The sequence below is a fragment of the Paraburkholderia sp. MPAMCS5 genome, from assembly GCF_036016995.1.
In the GTDB taxonomy this organism is placed as follows: domain Bacteria; phylum Pseudomonadota; class Gammaproteobacteria; order Burkholderiales; family Burkholderiaceae; genus Paraburkholderia.
This window is the reverse complement of sequence record NZ_JAYXBK010000004.1, coordinates 101,214-126,183: the sequence shown is the minus strand read 5'-3', so window position 1 is coordinate 126,183 and position 24,970 is coordinate 101,214. Positions and strand designations below refer to the sequence as shown.

Annotated in this window: 26 protein-coding genes; 17 read left to right on the top strand and 9 right to left on the bottom strand. The window is 63.2% G+C overall.

Features of this window, described 5'->3' with window-relative positions:
* Nucleotides 1–69: 69 nt before the first annotated feature.
* Nucleotides 70–324: a hypothetical protein gene (locus VOM14_RS10915; RefSeq protein ID WP_327628721.1), complete on the top strand. Its 255-nt coding sequence runs from the start codon at nucleotides 70–72 to the stop codon at nucleotides 322–324.
* 61 nt (nucleotides 325–385) lie between these two features.
* Here the strand turns inward: VOM14_RS10915 and VOM14_RS10910 are convergent, their stop codons facing one another.
* The 6 genes from VOM14_RS10910 to VOM14_RS10885 all read right to left on the bottom strand — a co-directional run bounded on the left by VOM14_RS10910 (nucleotide 386) and on the right by VOM14_RS10885 (nucleotide 4,073).
* On the bottom strand, nucleotides 386–991 hold the full coding sequence (locus tag VOM14_RS10910; RefSeq protein ID WP_327628720.1) for a hypothetical protein: 606 nt from the start codon (nucleotides 989–991) through the stop codon (nucleotides 386–388).
* 89 nt (nucleotides 992–1,080) lie between these two features.
* Nucleotides 1,081–2,250, bottom strand: coding sequence for a zinc-dependent alcohol dehydrogenase (locus tag VOM14_RS10905; protein ID WP_327628719.1), 1,170 nt, complete (start codon nucleotides 2,248–2,250; stop codon nucleotides 1,081–1,083).
* A gap of 138 nt (nucleotides 2,251–2,388) precedes the next feature.
* Nucleotides 2,389–2,691, bottom strand: a complete 303-nt coding sequence (locus VOM14_RS10900) for a hypothetical protein (RefSeq protein ID WP_327628718.1) — start codon at nucleotides 2,689–2,691, stop codon at nucleotides 2,389–2,391.
* Nucleotides 2,688–3,062, bottom strand: coding sequence for a phage holin family protein (locus VOM14_RS10895; protein WP_327628717.1), 375 nt, complete (start codon nucleotides 3,060–3,062; stop codon nucleotides 2,688–2,690). Before VOM14_RS10895 ends, VOM14_RS10900 begins: the two co-directional genes overlap by 4 nt.
* A 117-nt stretch (nucleotides 3,063–3,179) precedes the next feature.
* Nucleotides 3,180–3,452 (bottom strand): CsbD family protein, encoded by a 273-nt coding sequence (locus VOM14_RS10890; RefSeq protein WP_327628716.1) that lies wholly within the window; start codon nucleotides 3,450–3,452, stop codon nucleotides 3,180–3,182.
* A gap of 420 nt (nucleotides 3,453–3,872) precedes the next feature.
* The gene (locus tag VOM14_RS10885) at nucleotides 3,873–4,073 is read right to left on the bottom strand and encodes a hypothetical protein (protein ID WP_327628715.1); all 201 of its coding nucleotides are present in this window, start codon (nucleotides 4,071–4,073) and stop codon (nucleotides 3,873–3,875) included.
* A gap of 414 nt (nucleotides 4,074–4,487) precedes the next feature.
* Here VOM14_RS10885 and VOM14_RS10880 point away from each other — a divergent pair, with 414 nt between their 5' ends.
* From VOM14_RS10880 to VOM14_RS10850, 7 genes are all read left to right on the top strand, one after another.
* Entirely contained in the window at nucleotides 4,488–6,527 is a 2,040-nt protein-coding gene (locus VOM14_RS10880) for a TonB-dependent receptor plug domain-containing protein (RefSeq protein WP_327628714.1), read from the top strand.
* Between the two features lies 1 nt (nucleotide 6,528).
* Nucleotides 6,529–7,059 carry a YfiR family protein gene (locus tag VOM14_RS10875; protein WP_327628713.1) on the top strand — a complete coding sequence of 177 codons (531 nt, stop codon included), beginning with the start codon at nucleotides 6,529–6,531 and terminating at the stop codon, nucleotides 7,057–7,059.
* Nucleotides 7,056–8,987: a putative bifunctional diguanylate cyclase/phosphodiesterase gene (locus VOM14_RS10870; protein ID WP_327628712.1), complete on the top strand. Its 1,932-nt coding sequence runs from the start codon at nucleotides 7,056–7,058 to the stop codon at nucleotides 8,985–8,987. Before VOM14_RS10875 ends, VOM14_RS10870 begins: the two co-directional genes overlap by 4 nt.
* Before the next feature lie 101 nt (nucleotides 8,988–9,088).
* Entirely contained in the window at nucleotides 9,089–9,541 is a 453-nt protein-coding gene (locus VOM14_RS10865) for a MarR family winged helix-turn-helix transcriptional regulator (RefSeq protein WP_327628711.1), read from the top strand.
* Nucleotides 9,542–9,571: 30 nt separating this feature from the next.
* The gene (locus VOM14_RS10860) at nucleotides 9,572–10,135 is read left to right on the top strand and encodes an isochorismatase family protein (protein ID WP_327628710.1); all 564 of its coding nucleotides are present in this window, start codon (nucleotides 9,572–9,574) and stop codon (nucleotides 10,133–10,135) included.
* Between the two features lie 52 nt (nucleotides 10,136–10,187).
* Nucleotides 10,188–11,528: an MFS transporter gene (locus VOM14_RS10855; RefSeq protein ID WP_327628709.1), complete on the top strand. Its 1,341-nt coding sequence runs from the start codon at nucleotides 10,188–10,190 to the stop codon at nucleotides 11,526–11,528.
* 251 nt (nucleotides 11,529–11,779) lie between these two features.
* Complete coding sequence (locus tag VOM14_RS10850; protein ID WP_327628708.1) at nucleotides 11,780–13,186, top strand: MFS transporter; 1,407 nt, start codon at nucleotides 11,780–11,782, stop codon at nucleotides 13,184–13,186.
* Nucleotides 13,187–13,208: 22 nt separating this feature from the next.
* Here the strand turns inward: VOM14_RS10850 and VOM14_RS10845 are convergent, their stop codons facing one another.
* Nucleotides 13,209–14,276: a hypothetical protein gene (locus VOM14_RS10845; protein ID WP_327628707.1), complete on the bottom strand. Its 1,068-nt coding sequence runs from the start codon at nucleotides 14,274–14,276 to the stop codon at nucleotides 13,209–13,211.
* A gap of 125 nt (nucleotides 14,277–14,401) precedes the next feature.
* On the opposite strand from VOM14_RS10845, the gene VOM14_RS10840 reads away from it, so the two are divergent.
* Together VOM14_RS10840 and VOM14_RS10835 are read left to right on the top strand one after the other, a co-directional pair.
* Entirely contained in the window at nucleotides 14,402–14,569 is a 168-nt protein-coding gene (locus VOM14_RS10840; RefSeq protein ID WP_327628706.1) for a hypothetical protein, read from the top strand.
* A 109-nt stretch (nucleotides 14,570–14,678) separates the two neighbouring features.
* A complete protein-coding gene (locus VOM14_RS10835; RefSeq protein WP_327628705.1) occupies nucleotides 14,679–15,821 on the top strand; it encodes a DSD1 family PLP-dependent enzyme in 1,143 nt (380 codons plus the stop codon).
* Nucleotides 15,822–15,846: 25 nt separating this feature from the next.
* On the opposite strand, the gene hpaR is transcribed toward VOM14_RS10835, so the two are convergent.
* Nucleotides 15,847–16,254, bottom strand: coding sequence for a homoprotocatechuate degradation operon regulator HpaR (gene hpaR, locus VOM14_RS10830; protein ID WP_327628704.1), 408 nt, complete (start codon nucleotides 16,252–16,254; stop codon nucleotides 15,847–15,849).
* Between the two features lie 191 nt (nucleotides 16,255–16,445).
* On the opposite strand from hpaR, the gene VOM14_RS10825 reads away from it, so the two are divergent.
* The 7 genes from VOM14_RS10825 to hpaI all read left to right on the top strand — a co-directional run bounded on the left by VOM14_RS10825 (nucleotide 16,446) and on the right by hpaI (nucleotide 22,483).
* Nucleotides 16,446–17,219: a fumarylacetoacetate hydrolase family protein gene (locus VOM14_RS10825; protein ID WP_327628703.1), complete on the top strand. Its 774-nt coding sequence runs from the start codon at nucleotides 16,446–16,448 to the stop codon at nucleotides 17,217–17,219.
* Nucleotides 17,216–17,974: a fumarylacetoacetate hydrolase family protein gene (locus VOM14_RS10820; RefSeq protein ID WP_327628702.1), complete on the top strand. Its 759-nt coding sequence runs from the start codon at nucleotides 17,216–17,218 to the stop codon at nucleotides 17,972–17,974. The genes VOM14_RS10825 and VOM14_RS10820 overlap by 4 nt, the downstream gene beginning before the upstream one ends.
* A 29-nt stretch (nucleotides 17,975–18,003) precedes the next feature.
* Complete coding sequence (hpaE, locus tag VOM14_RS10815) at nucleotides 18,004–19,461, top strand: 5-carboxymethyl-2-hydroxymuconate semialdehyde dehydrogenase (protein WP_327628701.1); 1,458 nt, start codon at nucleotides 18,004–18,006, stop codon at nucleotides 19,459–19,461.
* Between the two features lie 63 nt (nucleotides 19,462–19,524).
* Nucleotides 19,525–20,388, top strand: coding sequence for a 3,4-dihydroxyphenylacetate 2,3-dioxygenase (gene hpaD, locus VOM14_RS10810; protein ID WP_327628700.1), 864 nt, complete (start codon nucleotides 19,525–19,527; stop codon nucleotides 20,386–20,388).
* A gap of 21 nt (nucleotides 20,389–20,409) precedes the next feature.
* Complete coding sequence (locus VOM14_RS10805) at nucleotides 20,410–20,850, top strand: 5-carboxymethyl-2-hydroxymuconate Delta-isomerase (RefSeq protein WP_327628699.1); 441 nt, start codon at nucleotides 20,410–20,412, stop codon at nucleotides 20,848–20,850.
* 16 nt (nucleotides 20,851–20,866) lie between these two features.
* Entirely contained in the window at nucleotides 20,867–21,670 is an 804-nt protein-coding gene (hpaH, locus tag VOM14_RS10800; RefSeq protein ID WP_327628698.1) for a 2-oxo-hept-4-ene-1,7-dioate hydratase, read from the top strand.
* Nucleotides 21,671–21,679: 9 nt separating this feature from the next.
* Entirely contained in the window at nucleotides 21,680–22,483 is an 804-nt protein-coding gene (gene hpaI, locus VOM14_RS10795; protein ID WP_327628697.1) for a 4-hydroxy-2-oxoheptanedioate aldolase, read from the top strand.
* A 28-nt stretch (nucleotides 22,484–22,511) separates the two neighbouring features.
* On the opposite strand, the gene VOM14_RS10790 is transcribed toward hpaI, so the two are convergent.
* Entirely contained in the window at nucleotides 22,512–24,845 is a 2,334-nt protein-coding gene (locus tag VOM14_RS10790; RefSeq protein ID WP_327628696.1) for a bifunctional diguanylate cyclase/phosphodiesterase, read from the bottom strand.
* Nucleotides 24,846–24,970 lie beyond the last annotated feature (125 nt).

Below are 24,970 nucleotides of genomic sequence, written 5' to 3'. Positions count from 1 at the left end.
CGCGATGACGCGGGTATCGCGTTTGCTCGACTCCTTGCAAGCGTGAATCAATCGTCAAAGGAGAAAACGATGAATCCCGAACCATCCGATCCCGTCGAACGCGCGGATCAGCGGCGCGAAACGCTGAAAGAGCACGACGTCACGGTGAAATCCGACGGCACCGTCAAGCAGCGCGTGCACGGCAACATGGACGCGACGCAAGTGCCCAAGGGCAAGGAGCATCCGTCGGAAGGGCCGTACACGCCGGAGCACGATCATGTCGATCCGGATCTCGAACCGGACCCGAAAGGACATCCCGCCGGCAAAGGCGATCTGTCCGCATGATGAAGAAAGCGTGTCGCGCCGTTTGGCCGATACGCTTTCGCACTCGAATGCATAGGCGCACTCACGCTTCGTTCGTGATCCTTCCGGCGCGTAGGCGCTCGCCCTTCGCGCCGGTTTGTTGCTTGCGCGTATAAGGCGCGAGCAAGTCCGGCGTGCGCATGTCGCGCGGAATGTCGAAGTCGGAAAGCGCGGCGCCGCGCATCGCTTCGGGGGAACGCGCGAAGCCGGTGCGGTCGCTATAGTCGATCGACGGCGCACGCGACGCGCTCGTCGTGCCGTTCGCGGCATAGACGTCGAGCGCGGCCACGCATGCCACATTGACGGCCGCCCTCGCCGCGCGTTGCCGCTCGCGCGCGCCGAGCCTCGCTGACGACAACGCGAGCGAGCCGAGATCGAGTGCATCGCCGCCCACTCGAGCCCACAAGAACGCCCGCGGATTGCGTGACGCAAGAATGCCGACGCCGCAGGCGATCCCGCGCAAGCCAGCGACGCGCATTGCGCCCGCGCCGCCTTCCACGCCCGCGGCCCGCGCCATCGTGCGCGGCGCGACCAGTTGCGCGACGCCGATCACGATGCTGAACCATCCGAGGCCGCGCGCGACCGAGTCCGGCTGCGGCAGTCTTTCCTTCAAAGTATGAGCGCCTTGCTGCTTCGATTCATCATCCATGTGGATCACCTTGATCTTGAAGCGCCGACGCCATCGCGCCGGCTCATAGAGCGAAAAACGTGACGCGCATGCGCCGCAATGAAAGCCGCTCAAGGCTTCAGCACGACCTTGATGCAACCGTCTTCCTTGTCGCGGAACGTCTTGTACATGCGCGGCCCTTCATCGAGCGCGACCGTGTGCGTGATCACGAACGAAGGATCGATCTGCCCTTCCTGAATTCGCCGCAACAGGTCGTCAGTCCAGCGGTTGACGTGGGTTTGTCCCATGCGCCACGTCAGGCCCTTGTTCATCGCCGCGCCAAACGGAATCTTGTCGATGAGTCCGCCATACACGCCCGGCACCGAGAGCGTTCCGGCCGGACGGCACACGTAGATCATTTCGCGCAGCACATGAGGGCGGTCCGTTTCGAGCATGACGGCCTGCTTCGCGCGGTCGTACATCGAGTCGATCGAGCGCGTTGCATGCGATTCCATGCCGACCGCGTCGATGCACTTTTCCGGGCCTTTGCCCCGCGTCAATTCCTGCAGGCGTTCGAGCACGCTCTCTTTCTTGAAGTCGATCGTGATCGCGCCGCCCGCGCGCGCCATGGAGAGCCGCTCGGGCACGCAGTCGATGGCGATGACCTGCTTCGCACCGAGCAGCACGGCGCTGCGAATCGCCATTTGTCCGACCGGACCCGCGCCCCAGATCGCGACGGTGTCGGCCGGATCGATATCGCATTGCACGGCCGCTTGCCAGCCAGTCGGGAAAATGTCGCCGAGGAAAAGCACTTGCTCGTCGGTGAGACCGTCGGGAATCTTCACGTGCGTTTTGTCCGCATACGGCACCCGCACGAATTCGGCCTGGCCGCCCGGATAGCCACCCGTCAGATGCGTGTAGCCAAACAGGCCTGCCGTGGCGTGGCCGAACAGTTTGTCGGCGATGCCCTTGTTGCGGTTACTGCGCTCGCACACCGAAAAATTGCCGCGCCTGCACTGCTCGCATTCGCCGCAAATAATCGTGAACGGCACGACGACGCGGTCGCCGACTTTCAGTGCCGTGTTCTCCTTGCCGACTTCCATCACTTCGCCCATGAACTCGTGGCCCATGATGTCGCCCGATTCCATGCCGGGCATGAAGCCGTCGTAGAGGTGAAGATCGGAGCCGCATATCGCGCAACTCGACACCTTGATGATTGCGTCGCGCGGATGCTCGATCGTCGGATCAGGTACCGTATCGCAGCGGATATCCTTCTTGCCGTGCCATCTGAGCGCCTTCATGAATTTCTCCACAATGAATGGTTCACCGCTAGCCGGTGTCCGCGGGAACGCCCGTGCGACCGCGCCACGCGACCGGCATCACGCGATAGTTGCTACATCGCGCGTGTAAATAGGCGGCGCCGCGCGCCGCATGCCGCGTTAGCGCTGGAACACGCTCCTCGCGGACTTCGTGAGCCAGGCCATCACGCCAGAGCGCGCGACCGTGCCAATCGCCTTGCGCGGTCCGACGAGCACGGCGGCCAGACCCGCCGCCAGCACGAGGGCCAGGTAGGGCGTGTCGGCAAGCGACGTCATCACCTGAACGGCGGGCACGGCCGCCTTCGTGCTTCGTCGCGGCGCGTGCAGCGCCAGATTGGCCGAGAGCAATTGCGCGCGTGTCAGGGCCATCCGTTGAAGGATGATTGCGCGGTGTTCCTGATGCCATGCCCGATCGTGTTTCATTTGAGCGCATCCTTCATGGCTTCGAGGTCGGAGGACACTTCGTCGCGCAACACGTGCAGCGGCTCGGAGGGTTTTTGCGCCTTCATCATCGCGAACGTGGCGATCGATATGAGCAGCCACGCGGCCGCGACGCCCCACGCTACCGTTACGACGTAAGGCGTATTCCACGCCGTGACGATGATGGCCACGCAAAGAAAAGAAAGGGTGAACATGGCGGCGACCGCCAGCACGACCATCGCGATGACTTCGCGCACCAGCCGGGACTTGGCCTCGTCCAGTTCGAGAGCCAGAAGTTCGGCGTAATCGACCGCGCGGCTACTGCAAAATCGCGCGACGTTACGCCATTGGCTCAGTTTTGAATGTATCGACATCCTGTATCTCCCGCAGCGATTACGCCGCCGCTAAAGGCTCGCCGCCCGATGCGTCAGCGGACGGCGAGCTTCATCGAAACGATGCAATCGGCTCTGTGCCAACCGTAACTAACGGTATTACCTGTCGCGATCGTCGCGCGCCGTTGCCGAGCGCAACGCGCCGAGAAGGAAGCCAGCGGCCGCGGCAATCGCGAGCGCGGTGAATGGCCGTTCGACGGTGGACTCACGCACGACGTCGGCGAGATCGGCCCACACCTGTTGCGCCCTGCCGCCCAGTTCGCGAGCGGTGCCGGCCATTTGCATGCCCGTATCGCCCAGCAGTTCGCCCGCCTTCTGCTGCACCTTGCCGCCAATTTCGTTCACAGTTCCTTCCACTTTTCCTGTTTCCATTTCGCTCTCCGTGGTTTTGCGCGCACGACGGTGCACTTCGCTGACCGCGCTGCCGATGCTCCGGCATGCGTTGCGGTCATGACGCAAGAAGCGCGCCGCACGAAGTGGCCCACGAGCGAGCGTGAGCACAGGAGGGCGAAAACGGAGAAAAGAACAGAAGAGAAACGACGACGCGGGAAAAGAGAGCGGCCGACAGATGCAATCTCGAACGACGCGTTGCAATGAGGACAGACGCGTCCGATCAGCACCGGCACGCCGGCATGCGTGACTGCATGCTTGATCACATGCGTGACAACGTCAAGGCACGCATGCGCGCTATGAGGGAAAACTCAGGACACGTGGCGGTGTTTGGCTAACCAGGCGCGCGAGGCGCTTTAGAAGAAGAGGCTCGCAACAAATCCGTGGAGTGCCCCAGGCGGCTCAAACCGGCGGCATCGCGCCATTCAGCAATCGCTGCAAGCTGTCGATTTTCTGAAGATGAGCGCCCCACAACTGGCCGCCATCCTTGAGGCGGCTCAGGCGTTCGTGCCAGTAGCTCACGGGAAAAGCGAGGTTTTCACGCGCGCCGGCGCGCGCAAGCATGAGGACATGCTCGATGTGGGCAAGATCGCGTTCGATCATCGCCTGTCGCATCGAGCCTAGTGCCTGGGGGGAAGAGATTTCTCGCATGATGAATAGGTTCGCAAAACGCAAAAGGAAATGCGTCCCGTGAGCAAGCCGCGTGCCTCGTCCTGGCGCGCCGTCCTGCGAATCCCGCCGAAACCCATGCCCTGCGCGCTGTTGCGCCAATTAGCAAGGCGCGTAATGGACCCGTTTTGCCGCGCGTAGCCGCGCTTTGGTGCGCCGACGCATGGCGCAAATCAACCCACGATCCGCGCCTTTTTACAACGGCGCCCCGCTCATTGAAGGCAAACCGTAAGCCTTGCCCAGCAGGGCTTGCCGCTCATCGCCCCGACTCAAGCTTCCTCGCTCGCAGCCGATAACCAGCAGATGACGATCCACTTCAAGGAGCGTTTCCGCAATCGACAAGCTGTCATGGCTCTTACTACGCGCGCCTACTTTTCCCTTTCGCATCGCCTCGTCGTGTGTTCGGTTGCGGGTCTGGCAACCTTATGCTCGTCGCCCGCGTTCGCCGATGCGGAACCGCGTGCGAGCGACGCGCCCGCTGCCGACACCGTGGACCTGGCGGCGATGCCCCTCGAAGCGCTGATGCAGGTCACCGTCAGCACTGCGTCCCGCTTCGACCAGTCCGTGACCGACGCGCCCGCGGCAGTCGTCGTGCTCACGGACGAGGACATCCGCCAGTTCGGCTGGCGCACGCTCGCCGACGCGCTCGCGTCGCTGCCCGGCCTCTACATCACGAACGACCGCTCGTACGAGTATCTCGGCGCGCGCGGCTTCCAGCGTCCGGGCGATTACAACAGCCGCTTTCTGTTGCTGATCGACGGCATGCGCACGAACGACGGCGTGTTCGACCAGGCGCCGATCGGCACGGACTTTCCGCTCGACATGGCGCTCGTCAAGCGTATCGAGTATGTGCCGGGTCCAGGCTCGTCCGTGTATGGAGCGAATGCCCTGTTCGGCGTGATCAATGTCATCACGAAGAATGGCAGCGATCTCGCGGGCGCGGAAGCGGCAGTCGCGGCGGGCAGCTATGGCGAGAAGAAAGCGCGCGCGTCATATGGATGGCATGGCGCGCACGGCGCTGACATGCTGCTTTCGGCCACATCGTATGAACGAAACGGCCAGGATCTCTATTACCCGGAATTCGACACGCCGGATCAGAACCATGGCGTCGCGAACCGGCTCGACTACGACCGCGCTCAAGACTTTCTCGCCAAGGCCGCGTATGGCGACTTCCGGTTCAGCTTCATTTACGGCAACCGCACCAAGGGCGTGCCCGACGCGCCGTACGGCGCGGTGTTCAATACGCCGACGAGCGTGACCGATACGCACAGCTATGCGGACCTCGCGTATCAGCACGCGCTGTCGTCCGGCGTCATGTTGAACTCGCAGGTGTACTGGGGCCGCTACGACTACCGGATGCCCGCGCTGACCGGTCCGGCGCCGGATGTGAGCAACGTCGATGGCGCCCACGCACTGTGGTACGGCGCGGATGTGCATGCGACCGTGTCGTCGCTCGCGCAACATCGCATCGTGATCGGCACCGACTTCGCGAGAGACGCGCGCCTCGACCAGACCAACTTCAACGTCGATCCTTATACGCAGCTTCTCGACGATCATCACAGCGGCAACCGCGCCGGCGTCTATATAGAAGACGAAATCACACTGCCCGCCAGTTTCACACTGAATGCGGGCTTGCGCTACGACGAGCAAACCGCGTCGAACGGCAACCTGAGTCCGCGCATCGGGCTTGTCTATAAGCTGACGCCGCGCGACACGTTCAAGCTGCTGTACGGACAGGCGTATCGCGCGCCCAACGCCTACGAGATGTACTACGCGGCGCCGGGCGTCGGCGGCCAGATGCAGAATCCGTCGCTGCGCGCGGAGCATATTGCGACGACCGAACTCGTCTACGAAAGAGCCCTATCCACGACGGGACGCGCCACGCTCTCGCTATTCGAGTACAGCGCGCGCGATCTGATCACCGCGACGCTGAGCGATTCCGGCCTCTATATTTTCCGCAACACTCACCGCGCAAACGCGAGAGGCGCGGAACTCGCGTACCAGCAAAATCTGGCCGGTGCGCGTTTGCGCGCGAGCTACTCGTATCAGATCGCTCACGATTCGGACACCGGCGTGGCGCTGCAAAACTCGCCGCGTCATCTCGCGAAAGCGAATCTCGCGGCGCCGTTCTTCTCGAATGCGCTGATGACGGGGCTCGAAATGCAATGCACGTCTTCGCGTCTTGCCGTGCACGGCGAAGCCGGCGGCTATTGCCTGACCAACCTCACGCTCGACACGCGCCGGCTGATTCGCGGCGCGGATCTTTCGTTTTCGATCTACAACCTCACCGACAAACGGTACGCCGATCCCGTGGGCCCCGGCTTCATTCAGGAGACTGTTGCGCAACAAAGCCGGACCTTCCTCGTCAAGGCCGTGTACGGGTTCTGACATGAAGCGCGTTCGCATCAGGCTCATGGCGGCGTGTCTCGTGTTGGCGTTGTCGCTCGCCGTGCAGAGATCCGTCGATGCGCAAGTGGACCTGCCGGCGCTCGAAGCGGCCTACATCTTCAACTTCGCGCAGTTCACGGAATGGCCATCGGGCTATACCGCCGACAACGTGCTGTCCGTGTGCGTCGATCAGGACAGCCCGCTCGGTCAGGCGCTCGCGAAGCTCGACGGCAAACACGCGGGCAAACAGGTGTGGCGCGTTCGACCGTTGCCGCGCCCGGAAAAGCCGGCGGATTGCAATCTCGCGGTGCTGACGGCCGGCACCGCCTTGACTCCAGCGATAAAGACCCTGCTCGCGTCCGACGCGCCCGTCGTGATCGTGAGCGAAGCCGGCGCAATCGGGCAGAACTGGGTGATTCGCCTCGTGCGCGAAGGCGAGCATCTGAAGTTCGACATCAACGTGAGCGAAGCTTCACGCCGGCGCATCACGCTCAGCTCGAACCTCATGCGCCTCGCGAGGACGGTCCTATGAAAATCTTCACGACGTGGTCCAGATTTGCATGGCCACGCGAGCATGTGAATCTTGTCGGCGTGGCGATTGCGCTGCTGATTTCGAGCGTCGTGCTGCTCGTCTATCAGGCGCTGTCGCTGCGCACCTCGTTGACCGACGACGTCAGCGTGCAGGCGTTGGTGCTCGCCGAAAATCTGACCGCGTCCGCGATGTTCCGCGACCGCGACTCGACCGCCGACGTCCTCAATTCGCTGCGCAAAGTCCCGCACGTGGAAAGCGCCACCGTGTACACGCCCGACGGCCAGCTCTTCGTGCGCTATGCGCGCGCGGGCCTGAACCGCCAGGAATACGAAGAACGCACGCTCAGCCATCTGCGCAACGCGCGCCGTCTCTCGCTCGACGACGTCGTGGTCGCCGCGCCGATCGTTCATAACGACCAGTTGCTCGGCAACATCGTGATCGTCGCGACGACCGGCTCGATCAAAATGCAGCTTGCTCAGTACGGCTGCTTTCTCGTGAGCGCGTCGCTGTGTTCGGTGTGGATCGCCTCGCTCGTGATGAAGCGCATGCGCGAGCGCGTGTCGCGCGCGGAAAAAGACCTCGAATATCTCGCCTCGACCGATCCGCTCACGGACCTGCCGAATCGCCGCGCGTTCTACGATCAGTTGAAGGCGCGTCTGCACAAGGCGGGGACGGCGAAAAAAAACGTCGCGCTGATGATGGTGGACCTCGACAACTTCAAGACCGTCAACGACACGCTGGGTCATGGCGCGGGCGATGAACTGCTGAAGCAGGTCGCCGACGCGCTGCGCAATGTCGTCCGGCCTCATGATCTCGTGAGCCGCATTGGCGGCGACGAATTCGCCGTGGTTCTCGGGCCCGATGCGAGCCGCGTTCGCGCGCGCGCAACCGCGAACCGCATCGCGCGTAATCTGTCGCGGCCGTTCGTGCTGCAAGGCCTCGAATCGGTCGTGACGGCAAGCGTGGGTTTCAGCGTTTATCCCGAGGACACGGTCGAAATCGCGGAACTCGTCAGCAACGCCGACATCGCGCTGTACTCCGCGAAAAGCCGGGGCAAGAGCATTGCCGTGGAGTTTCAAAGCGAGATGACCGCCGAGGCGCAGCGGCGCGCGCGCATCGAGGCCGACCTGCGCAAGGCGCTCGAACAGGACGCACTGGAGATCGCGTACCAGCCGCAATTCGACTGCCTGTCGGGCCGGCTGCTCGGCGTCGAAGCGCTGGTGCGCTGGACGCATCCTTCCGAAGGCCCTATTTCCCCGGCCGAATTCGTGCCGATCGCGGAGAGCAGCGATCTGATCGTCACGCTCGGCCGCTGGGTGTTGTGGCGCGCGTGCCGCGACGCCGCGCAGTGGAACGCGTGCAGCAAGGAGAGCATTCATGTGGCCGTGAACGTCTCGGCGCGTCAATTGCGCGCCGAAACATTCACGAATGAAGTGTGCAATGCCCTGAAAGTAAGCGGCCTGCCCGCGTCGCTGCTCGAACTCGAACTGACGGAAAGCCAGTTGATGTCGAACATGGCGGTCGGCATTCAGGCGATGCTGGAATTGCGCGCGGCCGGCGTGCGGCTCTCGCTCGACGACTTCGGCACCGGCTATTCGTCGCTCTCCTATCTGCAATCTTTTCCGGTGCACAGCATCAAGATCGACCGCCGTTTCATCTGTCCATTGCCGAATGGCGGCCAACCCATCGTCACCGCGATCATTTCGATGGCGCACAGTTTCGGGCTGCGGGTCGTCGCGGAAGGCGTCGAATATCCGGCGCAGCTCGAATGGCTGAACGACGTGCGCTGCGACGTCGTTCAAGGCTTCCTGACCGGCCGCCCGATGCCGCTCGACCAGCTGCTCGCGATCATGCGCGCGGCAGACGCCGCGCCAGCTTCGCGCGGCGCACCCGTCGCGGCGCGGACCGAGCGGCTGCCCGTTGCCTGAAGGTTCCCTAAGCTTTATGAGTGTTCATGAAGCTTAGCTTGACCGTCACGAGTTATGAAGGTAGCCTTCGCAGGTAACCTTCATAAATTTTGCGGACAAGCATGGGCAAGAACGATCTCGCGCTCGACTCGGATTCCCTCCACGCGTTAGCCGAAGACCTGCGCGTGCTCAACGGCAAACTGCGCCGCCGTCTGCGCGAAGAGGCGCATCTCGGCGATTTCACGCCGTCACAAATACAGGTTCTCGGCGTGCTGGAGCGCGACGGCCCGGCCACGGTCACCGAACTCGCGCGGGCACATGGCATGCGCCCGCAATCCATGGGCGAGACGCTTTCGGTTCTGAAATCCGCCGGTCTCGTGAGCGGCGCGCCCGATCCGAACGACGGCCGCCAGACTGTTCTGTCTCTCACGTCCGCCTTCCGCAAGAAAATCAAGGCAAGCCGCGCCGCGCGCGAAGATTGGCTCTTTCGCACCATTCAAACGCGCTTTTCGGCGGCCGAGCAGAAGCAGCTCGCCATCGGCGTCGATCTGCTCAAACGTCTGATCGACTCGTAAATCGTCCAGTACATCGCAGAAGGAACAATCATGGCACTCACCACACTCGACGCTCAAACCGCCCTGGTTGTGATCGACCTGCAGCAAGGCATCGTCGCGATGCCCGCCGCGCATTCCACCGCCGAGGTCGTCCAGCGCGCTGCCACATTGGCCGACGCGTTTCGCCGCCACGGTCTGCCCGTGGTGCTCGTCAACGTGACGGGCGGCGCCCCGGGACGCGCCGAGCAGCAGCGCCCCTCAAGCGGATTTCCCGCTGGATTCGCCGATCTCGTGCCGGAGTTGAACCAGCAACCGTCGGATCATCGGGTCACGAAACGCACGTGGGGCGCGTTCACGAATACGGATCTCGAAGCGTATCTGCGCGAACAAGGCGTCACGCAAATCGTGCTGGCGGGTGTGTCGACCAGCATCGGCGTCGAATCCACCGCGCGTTTCGCCCACGAACTGGGGCTGAATATCGCATTCGCCGTCGACGCGATGACCGACATGCATCAGGACGCTCACACGCACAGCCTCACACGCATCTTCCCGCGCCTCGGCGAAACCGGCACGACGCAGGAAGTGCTCGATCTGCTGGAAAAAACGCGCGCATGATCATGAGTTGCATGCCACGCACCGCACAACGTCTCGCGCCAAAGGAGTTCCAGTGAGCACCACGTTCCGTTCGTTGAGCAACTTCAATTACCGGATGTGGGCGAGCGGCGCGATCGTCTCCAATGTCGGTACGTGGATGCAACGCACGGCGCAAGACTGGCTCGTTCTCACCGAACTCACGCAGCACAATGCGACTTCCGTGGGCATCGTGATGTCGCTGCAATTCGGGCCGCAAATGTTGCTGTTGCCGCTCACCGGTTATGCGGCGGATCACTTCGACCGCCGCAAGCTGTTGTTCATCACGCAGGCGGCCATGGGCAGCCTCGCGCTCGGCCTCGGCGTGCTCACCATCACGGGCCTCGTGCAGCTCTGGCACGTGTATCTCTTCGCCGGGCTGCTCGGCTGCGTGACGGCATTCGACTCGCCCGCGCGGCAGACCTTCGTGTCCGATCTCGTCGGCGAAAGCGATCTGTCGAATGCGGTCGCGCTCAATTCCACCTCGTTCAACGCGGCGCGCATGATCGGTCCGGCGGTCGCGGGCCTCCTGATCGCATCGGTCGGAACGGGCTGGGTGTTTCTGATCAACGCGCTCTCCTTTGTCGCCGTGCTCGGTGCGTTGCGCATGCTGCGCGTGCGCGAATTGCACGTGAAGCCGCTTGCGATACGCACGCGTGGCAGCTTCGCCGAAGGCTTCAAGTATGTGTGGAAACGCCCTGATCTGAAGGCCGCGCTGTTGATGCAGTTTCTGATCGGCACGTTCGGGCTCAACTTCCCGATCTTCATCTCGACCATGTCGGTGACCGCGTTCCATGCGGGCGCGGGCGAATACGGCGTGTTGAGTTCGACCATGGCGATCGGCTCCGTGACGGGCGCGCTGCTGGCCGCGCGCCGCGCGAAACCGCACATGGCGCTGCTGCTCGGCGCGGCGGGCGTGTTCGGCGTGGGCTGCACCGCTGCTTCGTTAATGCCAAACTATGTTCTCTTCGGCGTCATGCTCGCCTTCATCGGCGTGTCGACGCAAACCTTCAACACCTCCACGAACAGTCTCGTGCAACTGTCCACCGAACCGGCCATGCGCGGCCGCGTGATCGCGATCCTGCTCGCCATCGCGCTGGGCGGCACGCCGCTCGGCGCACCTGTGGTCGGCTGGGTCGCGGATCGTTTCGGGCCGCGCTGGGCGCTCGGCGTCGGCGCGGCATCAGGTTTCGCCGCTGCGCTCGTGGGGCTGCTGTATCTCGTCAAATACCGGAACTTGCGCGTGTATGTCGAAGGCAAACGTCTGCGCTACACCATGGACGAAGTGCGCCAGTCCACGCCTTATGTGAGCCCCGCCATGGCCGTGCAAAACGCGGTGCTGGACGAAGCCGAAGAGGAATCGTCGTCAGGTGTGTAGATAGCGGATGCAAATCCTCTCTCTTCGAGATGCTGTCAAGCCCGCCTCTCACCGCATCGTTTTTTTGCGTTGCAACTGCGTTGGACTGCAATCAGGCTTCCCGCGCCCGATTGCCCCCTGTCGCGCCGCAGCATGCCACCTTTTGCATGGCTATCTCGCGGTATAAATCCTGGTTGCGCAGTTCGTCGCGCCGACGCCAAATTAAAGCCGCCGGAGTAGCTGGTCCTAACGTTTCGTTCAGGAGAGGTGACATGGCAACGAACGCATCGGCAAGCAGCCGCAAGCATAGCGGGCAGGCGGGCAAAGCGACTGCGAGCGGCTGGATCGGCTCCGCACTCGAGTACTACGATTTCTTCATCTACGCGCAAGCAGCCGCGCTCATCTTTCCTCAACTGTTCTTTCCCTCCGGCAATCCGAAGATCGCCATCGTCGCCTCGCTCGCGACGTATGGCGTGGGTTATGTCGCGCGGCCCATCGGCGCGTTCGTGCTCGGGCACTGGGGCGATACGCATGGCCGCAAGAACGTCCTGCTGCTATGCATGTTCATGATGGGCTTTTCGACGATGGCAGTCGGCCTCCTGCCCACCTATCAGCATGTCGGCCTGCTCGCGCCCACATTGCTCGTCGTGCTTCGATTGATTCAGGGCTTCGCAGTCGCCGGAGAAATCTCGGGCGCCAGTTCGATGATCCTCGAACATGCGCCGTTCGGGCGACGCGGCTATTACGCGAGCTTCACGTTGCAAGGCGTGCAGGCTGGGCAGATTCTCGCGGCAGCCGTGTTCCTGCCGCTCGCCTATTACATGGAAGAGAGTTCGTTCAACGCGTGGGGCTGGCGCATTCCGTTCCTGCTGAGCGCCGTGGTGCTGATCGCCGGCTACATCATTCGCCGCGAGGTGGATGAAACACCGGCTTTCGCCAACGAAGACGCCACGGGCGGCGTGCCGAAATCGCCGATTGCCGAAGCGTTCCGCTACAACTCGCTCGACATGCTGCGCGTAGTGGGCTGCTCGCTGATGAATGTCATTCCCGTGGTCGCGACGATTTTCGGGGCCGCGTATGCCGTGCAGGTGTCATACGGCATCGGCTTTTCGAAGAGCGTCTATTTATGGATTCCGGTGATTGGCAACATTGTCGCCGTGCTCGTGATTCCGTATGTGGGCAATCTGTCGGACCGGATCGGCCGGCGCTTGCCGATCATTGTCGGCGCACTCGGCGCGGGGCTGCTCTCGTTCGGCTATCTGTACGCGATCAGCATTCACAACGTGCCGCTCGCGATGGTGATGTCGATCCTCATGTGGGGCGTCATCTATCAAGGCTATAACGCGACGTTCCCGAGCTTTTATCCCGAGCTGTTCCCCACGCGCTCGCGCGTCTCGGCGATGGCGATCGGACAGAACATCGGCACGACGATCACCGCGTTGCTGCCCGCGTTGTTCGCTTATGTCGCGCCGCCGGGATCGCACAACGTGCCGCTCACGATTGGCGCCATTACGTTTGCCATCACCATTATCGCGGCAGTGACCGCGTGGAGCGCGCGCGAGAATTTCCGCGTCAAGCTCAGCGATCTCGGCCACCCCGACGCCGTGCCGCTCGACAAGCTCAGCTACGAGCGGCTGCGAGCCGAAACGATGGCGCAAGCAAAAAAGGCCGCCGTATAGCCGTAAAAGACCGCGATTGAACTCAACGCCACTGCGCGGTGAGTTCGTTTGCGAGGACCATCTTCTCGCGAATCCGTTCGACGAACGCGGGGTCAACACCGCTTTGCGCCTTGAGGAATTTCAGCGCCGCGGAATGCACGGCGCGCATCGAACCGCCGTCTATGCCCACCATGCGCGCTGCGTGCCGCCGTGTTTCGTCGACGAGATCGCGCGCGCTGCTGAAATCGGGCGACAAGCCGCCCTGCGCTTCGAAACCCGCACGCAGCGCGTCAGCGTAGTCACGCGATTGCCCGAGCAGATCCATGTCAACAAAGAGATCGGCGCCTTGCATTCGCCACGCGCAAAGAATCCACAGCGCGAGAAACGCGCGATAGGCGTTGTTGCCCTCCGCGCTGCGTGCGTAGTGTTCGCAGGCCATCGCGTAGGCGTCGTCCGAAGACGGCACGCCGGGCGGCAACTTCACATCGAACATATCGATCACCTGCCTCACCAGCGGTTCCGCGCGATTCAATCCGAGCACACGAAACGGCGCGGCCACAAAAAACGGATTGCGCCATTGCTGGCCGAGCAGCCACCCGGACGCGAATTGCGAAGCAGGATTACGCAGCACGCCCACGTGCAGCGCGCCGGGAAAGGCGTGCTTGAGCCACGGCAACCTGCCCGACGAACGACAGAATTTGAGGACCGGCACGCTGCCTTGTGCTCTCGCGTGATCGCACAGATTGCGCAAATACGCCTGCAACGCGGGGAATTCCGCATCGGGCACGCTTGCGAAACGATCCGTGCTGAAGGGCCTTCTGTATCCGGCTACGCCGCGCGCGCCTTCGTGCAGGAACGGCCGGTACTCGTCGAAGTAAGGTGCCTCCAGCGGCGGATGTCCCGAGGTCAGCGTGGGACGGCTCGCCGAAACGTCGGCGAGCGTCAAATCCGCGAGTACGTTGCTTAGCGGCTCGTAATAGCCGGTCGCGGCGTCGAGCGCGCGCAGACGCGACCAGACCCAGGTGCCCGCGCTGCGCCAGCCGGTATGCAGAAATATCGCTTGTTTCAGGGCACTCTCTGGCGCGGCATCCGCCTCATGTGACAAAGGCATCGGGCTTCTCTTCAAGTAAAAGCTGCAAAAAATCCGGCATCCAACTGGAGCGTTGGAGGCCGTCGGCTGCGTGACGCAAGCGTCACTTTACCTTGCATCGCCGGCGAGCACTGCAAGCATCCCACATGAACGATTCCGCCGATCTCCGCTTCCTGCTGACGATTCGCGAAAGGCAAGCTCGTGCGTCTGCTGCCCGCGCGGACGCGAACCTTCACGCAATATTTGCAGACCGGATTTCGCCCAATGCCGCCGTGGCGGGCGGCACATTAAGCCGTAATGAATCTATGAGTTAGCCACACTGACCACTGTGCACGGGGCAAAACTTTATAATTGCATCGAATCCGCCGCGATTCACCGCGTCCAGCTTGCCTTCCGAATACTGCCTGATTTCCTGGTCAAATCATGAAACTCGAACATCTCGACACGCCCGCAGCCCTGATCGACACCGCACGGATGCAGCGGAACATCGCGCGTATGCAGGCGCATATGAACGCACTCGGCGTCGCATTCCGCCCGCATGTGAAAACCACCAAATGCATCGACGTCGTGCGGGCACAGATCGCGGCGGGCGCGCGCGGCATTACCGTTTCGACGCTGAAGGAAGCGGAAGCGTTTTATGCCGCCGGCGTCAGCGACATTCTTTACGCGGTCAGCATTGCACCTTCGAAGCTGCCGCGAGCCTTGGCGTTGCGCCGCCAGGGCTGCAATCTGAAGCTGGTGGTGGACAACCCCACCGCCGCGGCGGCAATCGCCGCGTTTGGCGATCAGCACGGCGCAAGCTTCGAAGTGTGGATCGAAGTGGACACCGACGGCCACCGCTCCGGCATTACGCCGGAACACGAAAGCCTGCTGGACGTTGGCAGGATTCTTCACGAAAACGGCATGACGGTCGGCGGAGTGATGACGCACGCTGGTTCCAGCTACGAACTCGACACGCCCGAAGCGCTCGCCGCGCTCGCGGAACAGGAGCGCGCGGGTTGCGTGCGCGCGGCCGAGCGCTTGCGCGAAGCCGGCATTGCGTGTCCTGAAGTCAGCGTCGGTTCTACACCAACGGCGCTCGCCGCGACGCAACTGCAAGGCGTGACCGAAGTGCGGGCGGGCGTCTATGTGCTGTTCGATCTCGTCATGCACAACATCGGCGTGTGCTCGCTCGGCGACATCGCGCTCAGCGTGCTGGCCACCGTAATCGGTCATCAGGCGGACAAGGGCTGGGCCATTCTCGACGCGGGATGGATGGCCATGAGCCGCGATCGCGGCACCTCGAAGCAGGCGCACGATTTCGGCTACGGCGTGCCGTGTCTGCTCGACGGCACGCCGCTTGCCGGCTACATTGTGAGCGGCGCGAACCAGGAGCACGGCATTCTGTCTTCAACAGAAGAAGGCGCGCATGCCGGCGAGGCCGACATCGCGCAGCGCTTTCCAATCGGCATGAAGCTGCGCATTCTGCCCAATCATGCGTGCGCGACCGGCGCGCAGTTTCCCGAGTATCAGGCGGTCGCGCCCGACGGCCAAAGCGTGCCGTGGATGCGCTTGCAGGGCTGGTGAGCAGGCGCGCTCACGTCTTGCGCCGTTACTCGTCTTCTTCTTCGAGACCCGCCAGCAGATCGTCGACGGCGCGATAGACCCGCTCGACGATCTCCGGCCCCACCTTGCGCTCCAACCCGCGGTAGTGCGCCTCCAGCTCCTTCGAGATCACGCGCACCAGTTCCGTGCTCGTGTCCGTTAGCGAAACCAGCACGCGGCGCTGGTCTTCCGCGAAACGCTCCTTTGTGATCAGCTCCATGCTCTCCATGCGCGCAAGCACGCCCGCCATGCTCGGGCTCGAAATCGTGCAGATGTCGGAGATATGGCGCGGCTCCATCGGGCCATGCTCATTGAGCGCGCGAATCACGCGCCATTGCTGCTCGGTCAACCCATGCGCCGTGATCAACGGACGAAAACGCTCCATCATTTTTTCTCGGGCGCGCAACAGCAGCATCGGCAAGTTGCGGTGTAAAACTCGTACAGAAGAAGCGGACATAGTGGACGTTGATTGAATGCAGCCTGTCGAAGCTTAAGGGAAAACCCGCGATCAGCCGACTGGCTATTGACCATGGATCATATCAAGCGCAATACTACTAACATGTTAGTGTTTATGCCTGGTACTTCATCCGGAGCCCTAGCTCAGTCATGTTTGCATTTGCCGATCATCTGCTGCATCTGGAAGGCGAAGCCCTGCCCCGCGACGTCGATGCGCGCGCTGCGGCGGCGCTGCTCGCACGCGGCGCCGCATGTCGCGCGCCGGTTCGCGGCATTGTTTATGGAACCTTGCTCAACGACCGTGGCGCGCTCGACGCCCTGGGCGAAGCCATGCACGCCCCGCCCTACAAGGCGCCGCCCAAAGCGCCGGTGCTATACCTGAAGCCGCGCAACACGCTCGCGGGACATCGCGCGAGAGTCGCGATACCCGACGATGTGTCCGGCGTCGAAGTCGGCGCCTCGCTCGGCATCGTGATCGGCCGCACCGCAACGCGCGTCAGCGCCGAGCGCGCGTTCGACTACGTGGCGGGCTATACGCTCGTGGTCGATCTCAGCGTGCCTCACGCAAGCGTGTACCGGCCTTCCGTGCGCTTGCGCGCTCGCGACGGATTTTGCGTCGTCGGCCCCGCGCTTGTTTCGGCGCGTCACGTCGCGAATCCGGACGAACTCGTCATTCAGGTGTCGCTCAACGGCGCGCACGCGTTTGCCGCGAACACCGCGTCGTCAGTACGCGGTGTGGCTCGGCTTCTCGCCGAAGTCACCGACTTCATGACGCTTTCGGCGGGCGACATCATCACGCTGGGCGTGCCGCATGGTTCGCCCGTCGCTCATATCGGCGACACGGCGACCTTGTCGATCGGCGCATTGCCGCCGCTCCAGGTGTCGTTCGCCGGCGCGACCGAACAAGAGGGAGAACAGCCATGATGCGCGGCCGTGTAGCGTATGCAGGCGCCATTCACGAAGCCTGTCCGCATGAAGAAGGCGTGCTTCTCGCGGACGGCCGTGTACGGCGCGAAGACGAGGTCGTGTGGCTCGCGCCCATCGAAGTCGGCACCGTTTTCGCGCTCGGCCTGAATTACGCCGAGCATGCGAAGGAATTGCAGTTCAACAAGCAGGAAGAACCGCTCGTATTTCTCAAGGGACCTGGCACGGTGATCGGTCATCGCGGCTTCACGCGCCGCCCTGACGATGTCACCTTCATGCACTACGAGTGCGAACTCGCGGTGGTGATCGGGCAAACCGCGCGCAACGTGAAGCGCGGCGACGCAATGCAGCACGTGGCCGGCTACATGATCGCCAACGACTACGCGATCCGCGACTACCTCGAAAATTACTACCGCCCCAACCTGCGCGTGAAGAATCGCGACGGCGCCACGGTGCTCGGCCCGTGGTTCGTGGACGCCGCCGACATCGAAGACGTCACGCAACTTGCGTTGCGCACCTTCGTGAACGGCACGCTGCAACAGCACGGCAACACACGCGATCTCGTGACTGACATTCCCGCGTTGATCGAATACCTGAGCAGCTTCATGACACTCGCGCCCGGCGACGTCATTCTGACCGGCACGCCGGAAGGCGTCGTCAACGTCAACGCGGGCGACGAAGTGGTGTGCGAAATCGACGGCCTCGGCCGCCTCGTCAATACCATCGCATCCGACGCGGATTTTGGCCGCGCCTGAGCCGCAGCAAGCATAGTCAAGGACACGCAATGCGAATCGACCATCTGATCAACGGCAAGCCATCCGGCGCCAAAGACTACTTCGAGACGGTCAATCCGGCCACCCAGGAAGTCCTCGCCGAAGTGGCGCGCGGTGGCGCGGAACACGTGGACGCAGCAGTGCGAGCGGCGAAGGAAGCATTTCCCGCGTGGGCGGGCAAATCCGCCGCTGAACGCGCGAAGCTGATCCGCAAGCTCGGCGAATTGATTGCGAAGAACGTTCCTGATATTTCGGAAACCGAAACAAAAGACACCGGCCAGACAATTTCGCAAACCCGCAAGCAACTCGTGCCGCGCGCCGCCGACAACTTCAGCTACTTCGCGGAGATGTGCACGCGCGTGGACGGCCATACGTATCCCACCGAAACGCATCTGAACTACACGCTGTTTCATCCGGTCGGCGTGTGCGCGCTGATTTCGCCGTGGAATGTGCCGTTCATGACGGCCACGTGGAAAGTCGCGCCCTGTCTCGCGTTCGGCAACACGGCTGTGCTGAAGATGAGCGAACTGTCGCCGCTCACGGCTTCCATGCTCGGCGCGCTCGCGCTCGAAGCGGGCATTCCTGCCGGCGTGCTGAACGTGGTGCACGGTTTCGGCAAGGAAACGGGCGAGCCGCTCGTCGCGCATCCGGACGTGCACGCGGTTTCGTTCACCGGATCGACGGCGACCGGCAACCGCATCGTGCAAACCGCGGGCCTCAAGAAGTTTTCGATGGAACTGGGCGGCAAATCGCCGTTCGTGATTTTCGACGACGCCGATTTCGAACGCGCGCTGGACGCCGCCGTGTTCATGATCTTCTCGAACAACGGCGAACGCTGCACCGCGGGTTCGCGCATTCTCGTGCAGAAGTCGATCTACGCGAAATTCGCCGAGCGCTTTATCGAGCGCGCGAAGCGTCTTCCGGTGGGCGATCCGCTTTCCGACAGCACGATCGTCGGGCCGATGATCAGCCAGGGGCATCTGGCGAAAGTGCGCAGCTACATCGAGTTGGGTCCGAAAGAAGGCGCGACGCTCGCATGCGGCGGACTCGACACGCCCGATTTGCCCGACTCGCTGCGCCAAGGCAACTTCGTCGCGCCTACGGTATTCGTCGATGTCGATAACCGCATGCGTATTGCGCAGGAAGAGATCTTCGGGCCGGTCGCGTGCCTGATTCCATTCGACGACGAAGCCGACGCGATCAGACTCGCGAACGACATCGCCTATGGTTTGTCGAGCTACATCTGGACCGAGAACACGGGGCGCGCGCATCGCGTGGCGGCGGCCGTCGAAGCCGGCATGTGCTTCGTCAACAGCCAGAACGTGCGCGACTTGCGCCAGCCGTTCGGCGGCACGAAAGCCTCGGGCGTGGGGCGCGAAGGCGGCACGTGGAGCTACGAAGTGTTCCTCGAACCGAAGAACGTGTGCGTGTCGCTCGGCTCGCATCACATTCCGCGCTGGGGCGCCTGAGACGCCGCGCACTTCACGCGCGAGGCGCACGGCGTCTCGCGACACACCGATCAGGAGACCGCGATGGGCAAGCTCGCGCTAGCAGCAAAAGTCACGCACGTGCCGTCGTTATATCTGTCCGAACTCGACGGTCCGCATAAAGGCAGCCGGCAGCCCGCTATCGACGGACATCATGAAATCGGCCGGCGTTGTCGCGAACTGGGCGTGGACACGATTGTCGTATTCGACGTGCACTGGCTCGTAAATAGCGAATACCACATCAATTGCGCGCCGAAATTCGAAGGCGTCTATACGAGCAACGAACTGCCGCATTTCATCAACAACATGCCGTACGCTTATCCCGGCAATGTGGCGCTCGGCAAGCTGATTGCCGAAGTCGCAAACGAAATGGGCGTGAAAAGCCGCGCGCATAGCGAGACCACGCTGGAACTCGAATATGGCACGCTGGTGCCGATGCGCTATATGAATGGCGACCAGCATTTCAGGGCAGTGTCCGTAGCGGGCTGGTGCATGTGGCACGACCTCGAAACGAGCGCGCGTTTCGGCCTCGCCGTGCGCCGGGCGATCGAGGAGCGTTATGAGGGGACCGTGGCGATTCTCGCGAGCGGCTCGCTCAGCCATCACTTCGCGAACAACGGCACCGCCGAGCAGTTCATGCACAAGGTCTGGAATCCCTTTCTCGAACAGATGGACCGCAAGGTCGTCGAGTTGTGGGAAGCCGGCGACTGGAAGACGTTCTGCGAGATGCTGCCGCTTTACAACGAGAAATGCTGGGGTGAAGGCGGCATGCACGACACGGCGATGCTGCTTGGCGCACTCGGCTGGGACCGCTATGACGGCAAGGTGGAAGTCGTCACGCCGTATTTCGGCAGTTCGGGAACCGGACAGATCAACGCGATTTTTCCGGTCACGCCACTGCCTGCCTGAACCTGATAGAAGGAGCCGAACGTGCCGCATCTGACACTCGAATACAGCGCGAATCTTGCCGACGCACACAGCATTGGACGTTTGTGCGATTCGCTCGCGCAATGCCTCGCCGCGCAGCGCGAGCATGGCAGCGATAAAAACGACAGCGAAAGCGGAAACGAAAGCGCAAAGCGCGTCTTTCCACTCGGCGGCATTCGCGTGCGCGCGCTGCCGTGCGAGCAGTACTGCATCGCCGATGGAAATCCCGACGCCGCCTTCCTGCACGCAAACCTCAAAATCGCCGCGGGCCGCTCGGAGGCCACGAAACGGGCCACCGACGACGCGCTATTCGCGCTCATCAAACAGCACTTCGCCACCGAGTTTGAACAGACGGGCCTCGCGTTGTCGCTGGAAATCAATGAATTCAGCGAAGCCGGCGCGTGGAAGCACAACAATCTGCACGCGCGCCTGAAGACAAAGTAGCGATAGAGAACTCATCATGCTAGACCAACACACGATTCGCGATCTCGCCGCCCAACTCGATCACGCGGAGAAGACCCGCACGCAATTGCGCCATTTTTCCGCGGCCTATCCGCAGATGACCGTCGAAGACGGTTACGCGATCCAGCGCGAGTGGGTCAAGCTCAAGCTCGCCGAAGGACACGTGATCAAGGGGCGCAAGATCGGCCTCACGTCGCGCGCCATGCAGCGCTCGTCGCAAATCGACGAACCCGACTACGCCCCGCTGCTCGACAGCATGTTTATCGACAATAGCCAGGACATTCGCGCGGACCGCTTCATCGCGCCACGCGTCGAAGTCGAGTTGGCGTTCGTTTTGAGCAAACCGCTGAGAGGTCCGGGCGTCACGCTGTTCGACGTGCTCGACGCCACGGCCTACGTCACGCCCGCTGTGGAAATCATCGACGCGCGCATCGAGCAGTTCGACCGCGACACGCGTGCGCCGCGCAAGGTGTACGACACGATCTCCGACTTCGCGGCCAACGCGGGCATCGTGCTGGGCGGGCGTCCCGTGCGTCCGCTTGACGTCGATCTTCGCTGGGTCGGCGCGTTGCTCTATAAAAACGGCGCCGTCGAAGAAAGCGGACTCGCGGCCGCCGTGTTGAATCATCCGGCCACGGGCGTCGCGTGGCTCGCCAACAAGATCGCGCCCTACGAAGAAATGCTCAACGCCCACGACGTGATCCTGAGCGGCTCGTTCACGAGCCCGATTGCCGCGAAAGCGGGCGACACGTTCCATGTCGACTATGGTCCGCTCGGCGGCATCGGTTTGAATTTCATTTGAGTGCCGAACATGCCCTTGCCGCACAACACCTTTAAACGCGCGCTGCGTGAAGGCGCGCCGCAATTCGGCCTGTGGGCCGCGCTCGCCGACGCCTACGTGACCGAGCTGCTCGCCACCGCCGGCTTCGACTGGCTATTGATCGACAACGAACATGCACCCAACGACGTGCGCAGCACGCTTGCGCAATTACAGGCGGTGGCGGCCTACGCGTCGCATCCGGTCGTGCGCCCCGTGCGAAGCGACTGCGCGTTGATCAAGCAGTTGCTCGACATCGGCGCCCAAACACTCCTGCTGCCAATGATCGACACCGCCGAACAGGCCGCCGACGCCGTCGCGGCCACGCGTTATCCGCCGCACGGCATTCGCGGCGTGGGCAGCGCGTTGGCGCGCGCGTCGCGCTGGAACCGCATCCCCGGCTATCTGACGCAAGCCGCCGACGAACTCTGCGTACTGGTGCAAGTGGAGACCGTGCAAGGCATGGAGCATCTCTGCGCGATTGCAGCGGTTGAAGGCGTGGATGGCGTATTTTTCGGCCCCGCCGATCTGAGCGCGTCGATGGGTCTGCTCGGTCAGCCGGGCGACACTCGCGTGCGCGAAGCGATTCGCGGCGGCATCGAAAGCGTTCGGCGCGCGGGCAAAGCCGCAGGCGTGCTCGCGCCGGACCGCGCGATGGCCGCCGACTACCTCGCGGCGGGCGCGACCTTTGTCGCGGTCGGAACCGATACGGGTTTGCTGAGCCGCGCGGCGGCGGACCTGGCGGCGTCGTATAAGGGAATCGCCAGGGAAGGCGGCATGGAGAAAGGCGGCTACTGAGCGCCACGCGCCAGAAGACAACGCACGCTCACTCTCCCGCCGGCCACGGCAAGCCTTGCGCCGACCAGTCCAGTTCCACGCCGATCACCGAACGCTCGTCCGCGAATTGCGCGGCGAGCGTCACCGCGATACACGGCTTTCCGCTTGCGAGCGAAAGATAAGGATTACTAGCGATTGCCACGCCCGGCAACAGCACCGCATTGCGATAGTACGGCCTGTGATCCCACCGCGCGGCCCGCGGATTCGCCACCGGATGCAGCGAGGCGCCTGCCTGGCTCCATGCCGGCCCCGGCACTTCATGGCCGACCTGTCTGCCTGCGTCGTCGAGAATGAAGCAGCTGATGCAGCGCTCGAACGTCGCGAGAAGCGCGAACGCGCGCTCCATGCCGATGCCCGCGCGCAACGCGTGCGCGGCATCCAGCAACGCGCGGCGATACGGCTCGACTTCGGATTCGAACAATGCATGCTGATGCGCCCGGCCTTGCGCGATCACGTCGAAAGCATCGTCGATGCGCAGATGCACGGACTCTGGCGGCACAATCCGCGCCGCCGGCCGCCCGAGCAGATAGCCTTGCGCAAAGTCCACGTTCGATTCGACCGCGAGGATCAGCTCGTCCGTCGTCTCCACGCCTTCCACGACCACCAGCATGCCGGCCTGATGCAGCAACGACACGAGCTTCGGCAAGATCGGCTGCTCGGTGCCGTGACTCGTCGCGCGTATCAGTTCGCCGTCGAGCTTCACGATGTCCGGGCGAATGCGCAGCAGCCGGTCGAGATTCGATTGCCCCGCGCCGAAATCGTCCACTGCGATCAGGAAACCCTGCTCGCGGTAGCAGGCCGCCGCGCGCGACATCTCATCGACACCGCCGCCGTGCGATTCGAGAATTTCAAGGATCACCTGTTCCGTGTCGAGCCCCACTCTGCGCACCATCGCGGCGAGTTCGCCCGCATAGCCCTCGGCGACGAACGTGGACGGCAGGATGTTGAGAAAGAGCCACTCGCCCGCGGGCAGCGACTCGCGCGCGTTGGACAGATGCACGGCGTGACTTGCGCGGTCGAGCACGCCTTCGTCACTGGACGGCTTGGGCGCGAACAACACCGCGGGCGGCAACAGCGTGCCGTCGTCCAGTTCGCCGCGCAACAGCGCCTCGAATCCAACCTGCTTCTGATGCGACAAACTGAAAAGCGGCTGGAAATGCGAGGTCAGATAGTAACCTTCCCATCGATGCCGCGTGTTCGCCGCGCCCTCTCCCGCACACGCGCCCTCGATCAGCCGTTGCAACGACGCGTCGGGCAGCGGACGCTCGGCGGACACGCGGTTCCTGCCGGACTGCTTGGCGCGCAGCAAGGCTTCGTCGGCGCGGTCGAGCAGCACCATGATGCTTTCGCCCACGCGATGTTCGGCCACGCCAAAGCTTGCGGTGAGATTGCCGTCGGGGCGTTCGATCGCGGCAATCGCGCCGCGCAGCCGCTCGGCGGCACGCAGCGCGCCGTCGAGACCCTCGCACGAGAGCACGGCGAACTCCTCGCCGCCGATCCGGCTCACGCTTTCGTTCTCGCCGGTGCCTTTCATCAGCACCTGGGCCACCTGGTGCAACGCGAGGTCGCCCACCGCGTGACCGAAGCGGTCGTTCAGCGACTTGAAGTTGTCGATGTCGAGAAAGATCGCGCTGACCCGCGCGCCATGCGCCATCGCGTTCAAGCGCCGCTCGGCCTGCGCGACGAATGCGCGGCGGTTTTGCAAGCCGGTCAGCGGGTCGGTGGCCGCGAGTTGAGCGAGCTGGTTTTCAAGCAGGAAGTGATTACGCCGGAACGAGTAGAAGCCGAAATGAAAGACCACGGCGGCCGGCATGCCGATGGCCGCGACCCACATCCACAGCACGATGTCGGCCTCGGCCGCGCGCGGCGCGCCGGGCAGCAACGCCAGCGCCGATGCATAAAAGACCGCGCTGCCGACGAAAAAATGCGTCGGCGTGAGCCACAGCGGCGCAGCGCAGACCGGTATGACCACCATGGCCGGCAGCGTCCACAGAAGCGGCTGCTGTACCCCCGCGACGTTCAGCGCGAGGCCGCCCACCAGCGTCAGCGCGAAAGCCACGCCGATGGCGCCGAATGTCCTCGTGGACTTCGCGCAGGGAATGGCGCCCGCCAGCAAGGCCAGCACCAGCGCGCAGCCGAGCCGCCAGGCGAGCGGATACGCCGCGCCGTCGACGAGTCCGCGCGCCCCCACGAGACACACGAACGCGACGACCGTAAACGCCATCGTCATCGTGGACAGCGGGCGCTGATGTTCCAGCGAGCGCAGATGAAAGCGGCTGCGCAGGCCGGGATCGAAGGATTGCTGCGGCGAAGGAAAGAGCATGAGGGTGGCTTGCAGTCGGGTCCGGTCACTCTACCCATGCATATCGGCAAACATCCTACAAATATTTAGGCCCGTGAAAATAAGTACGATTTTTCCAGACGACGCGGATCGCGTCGCCTGACCGG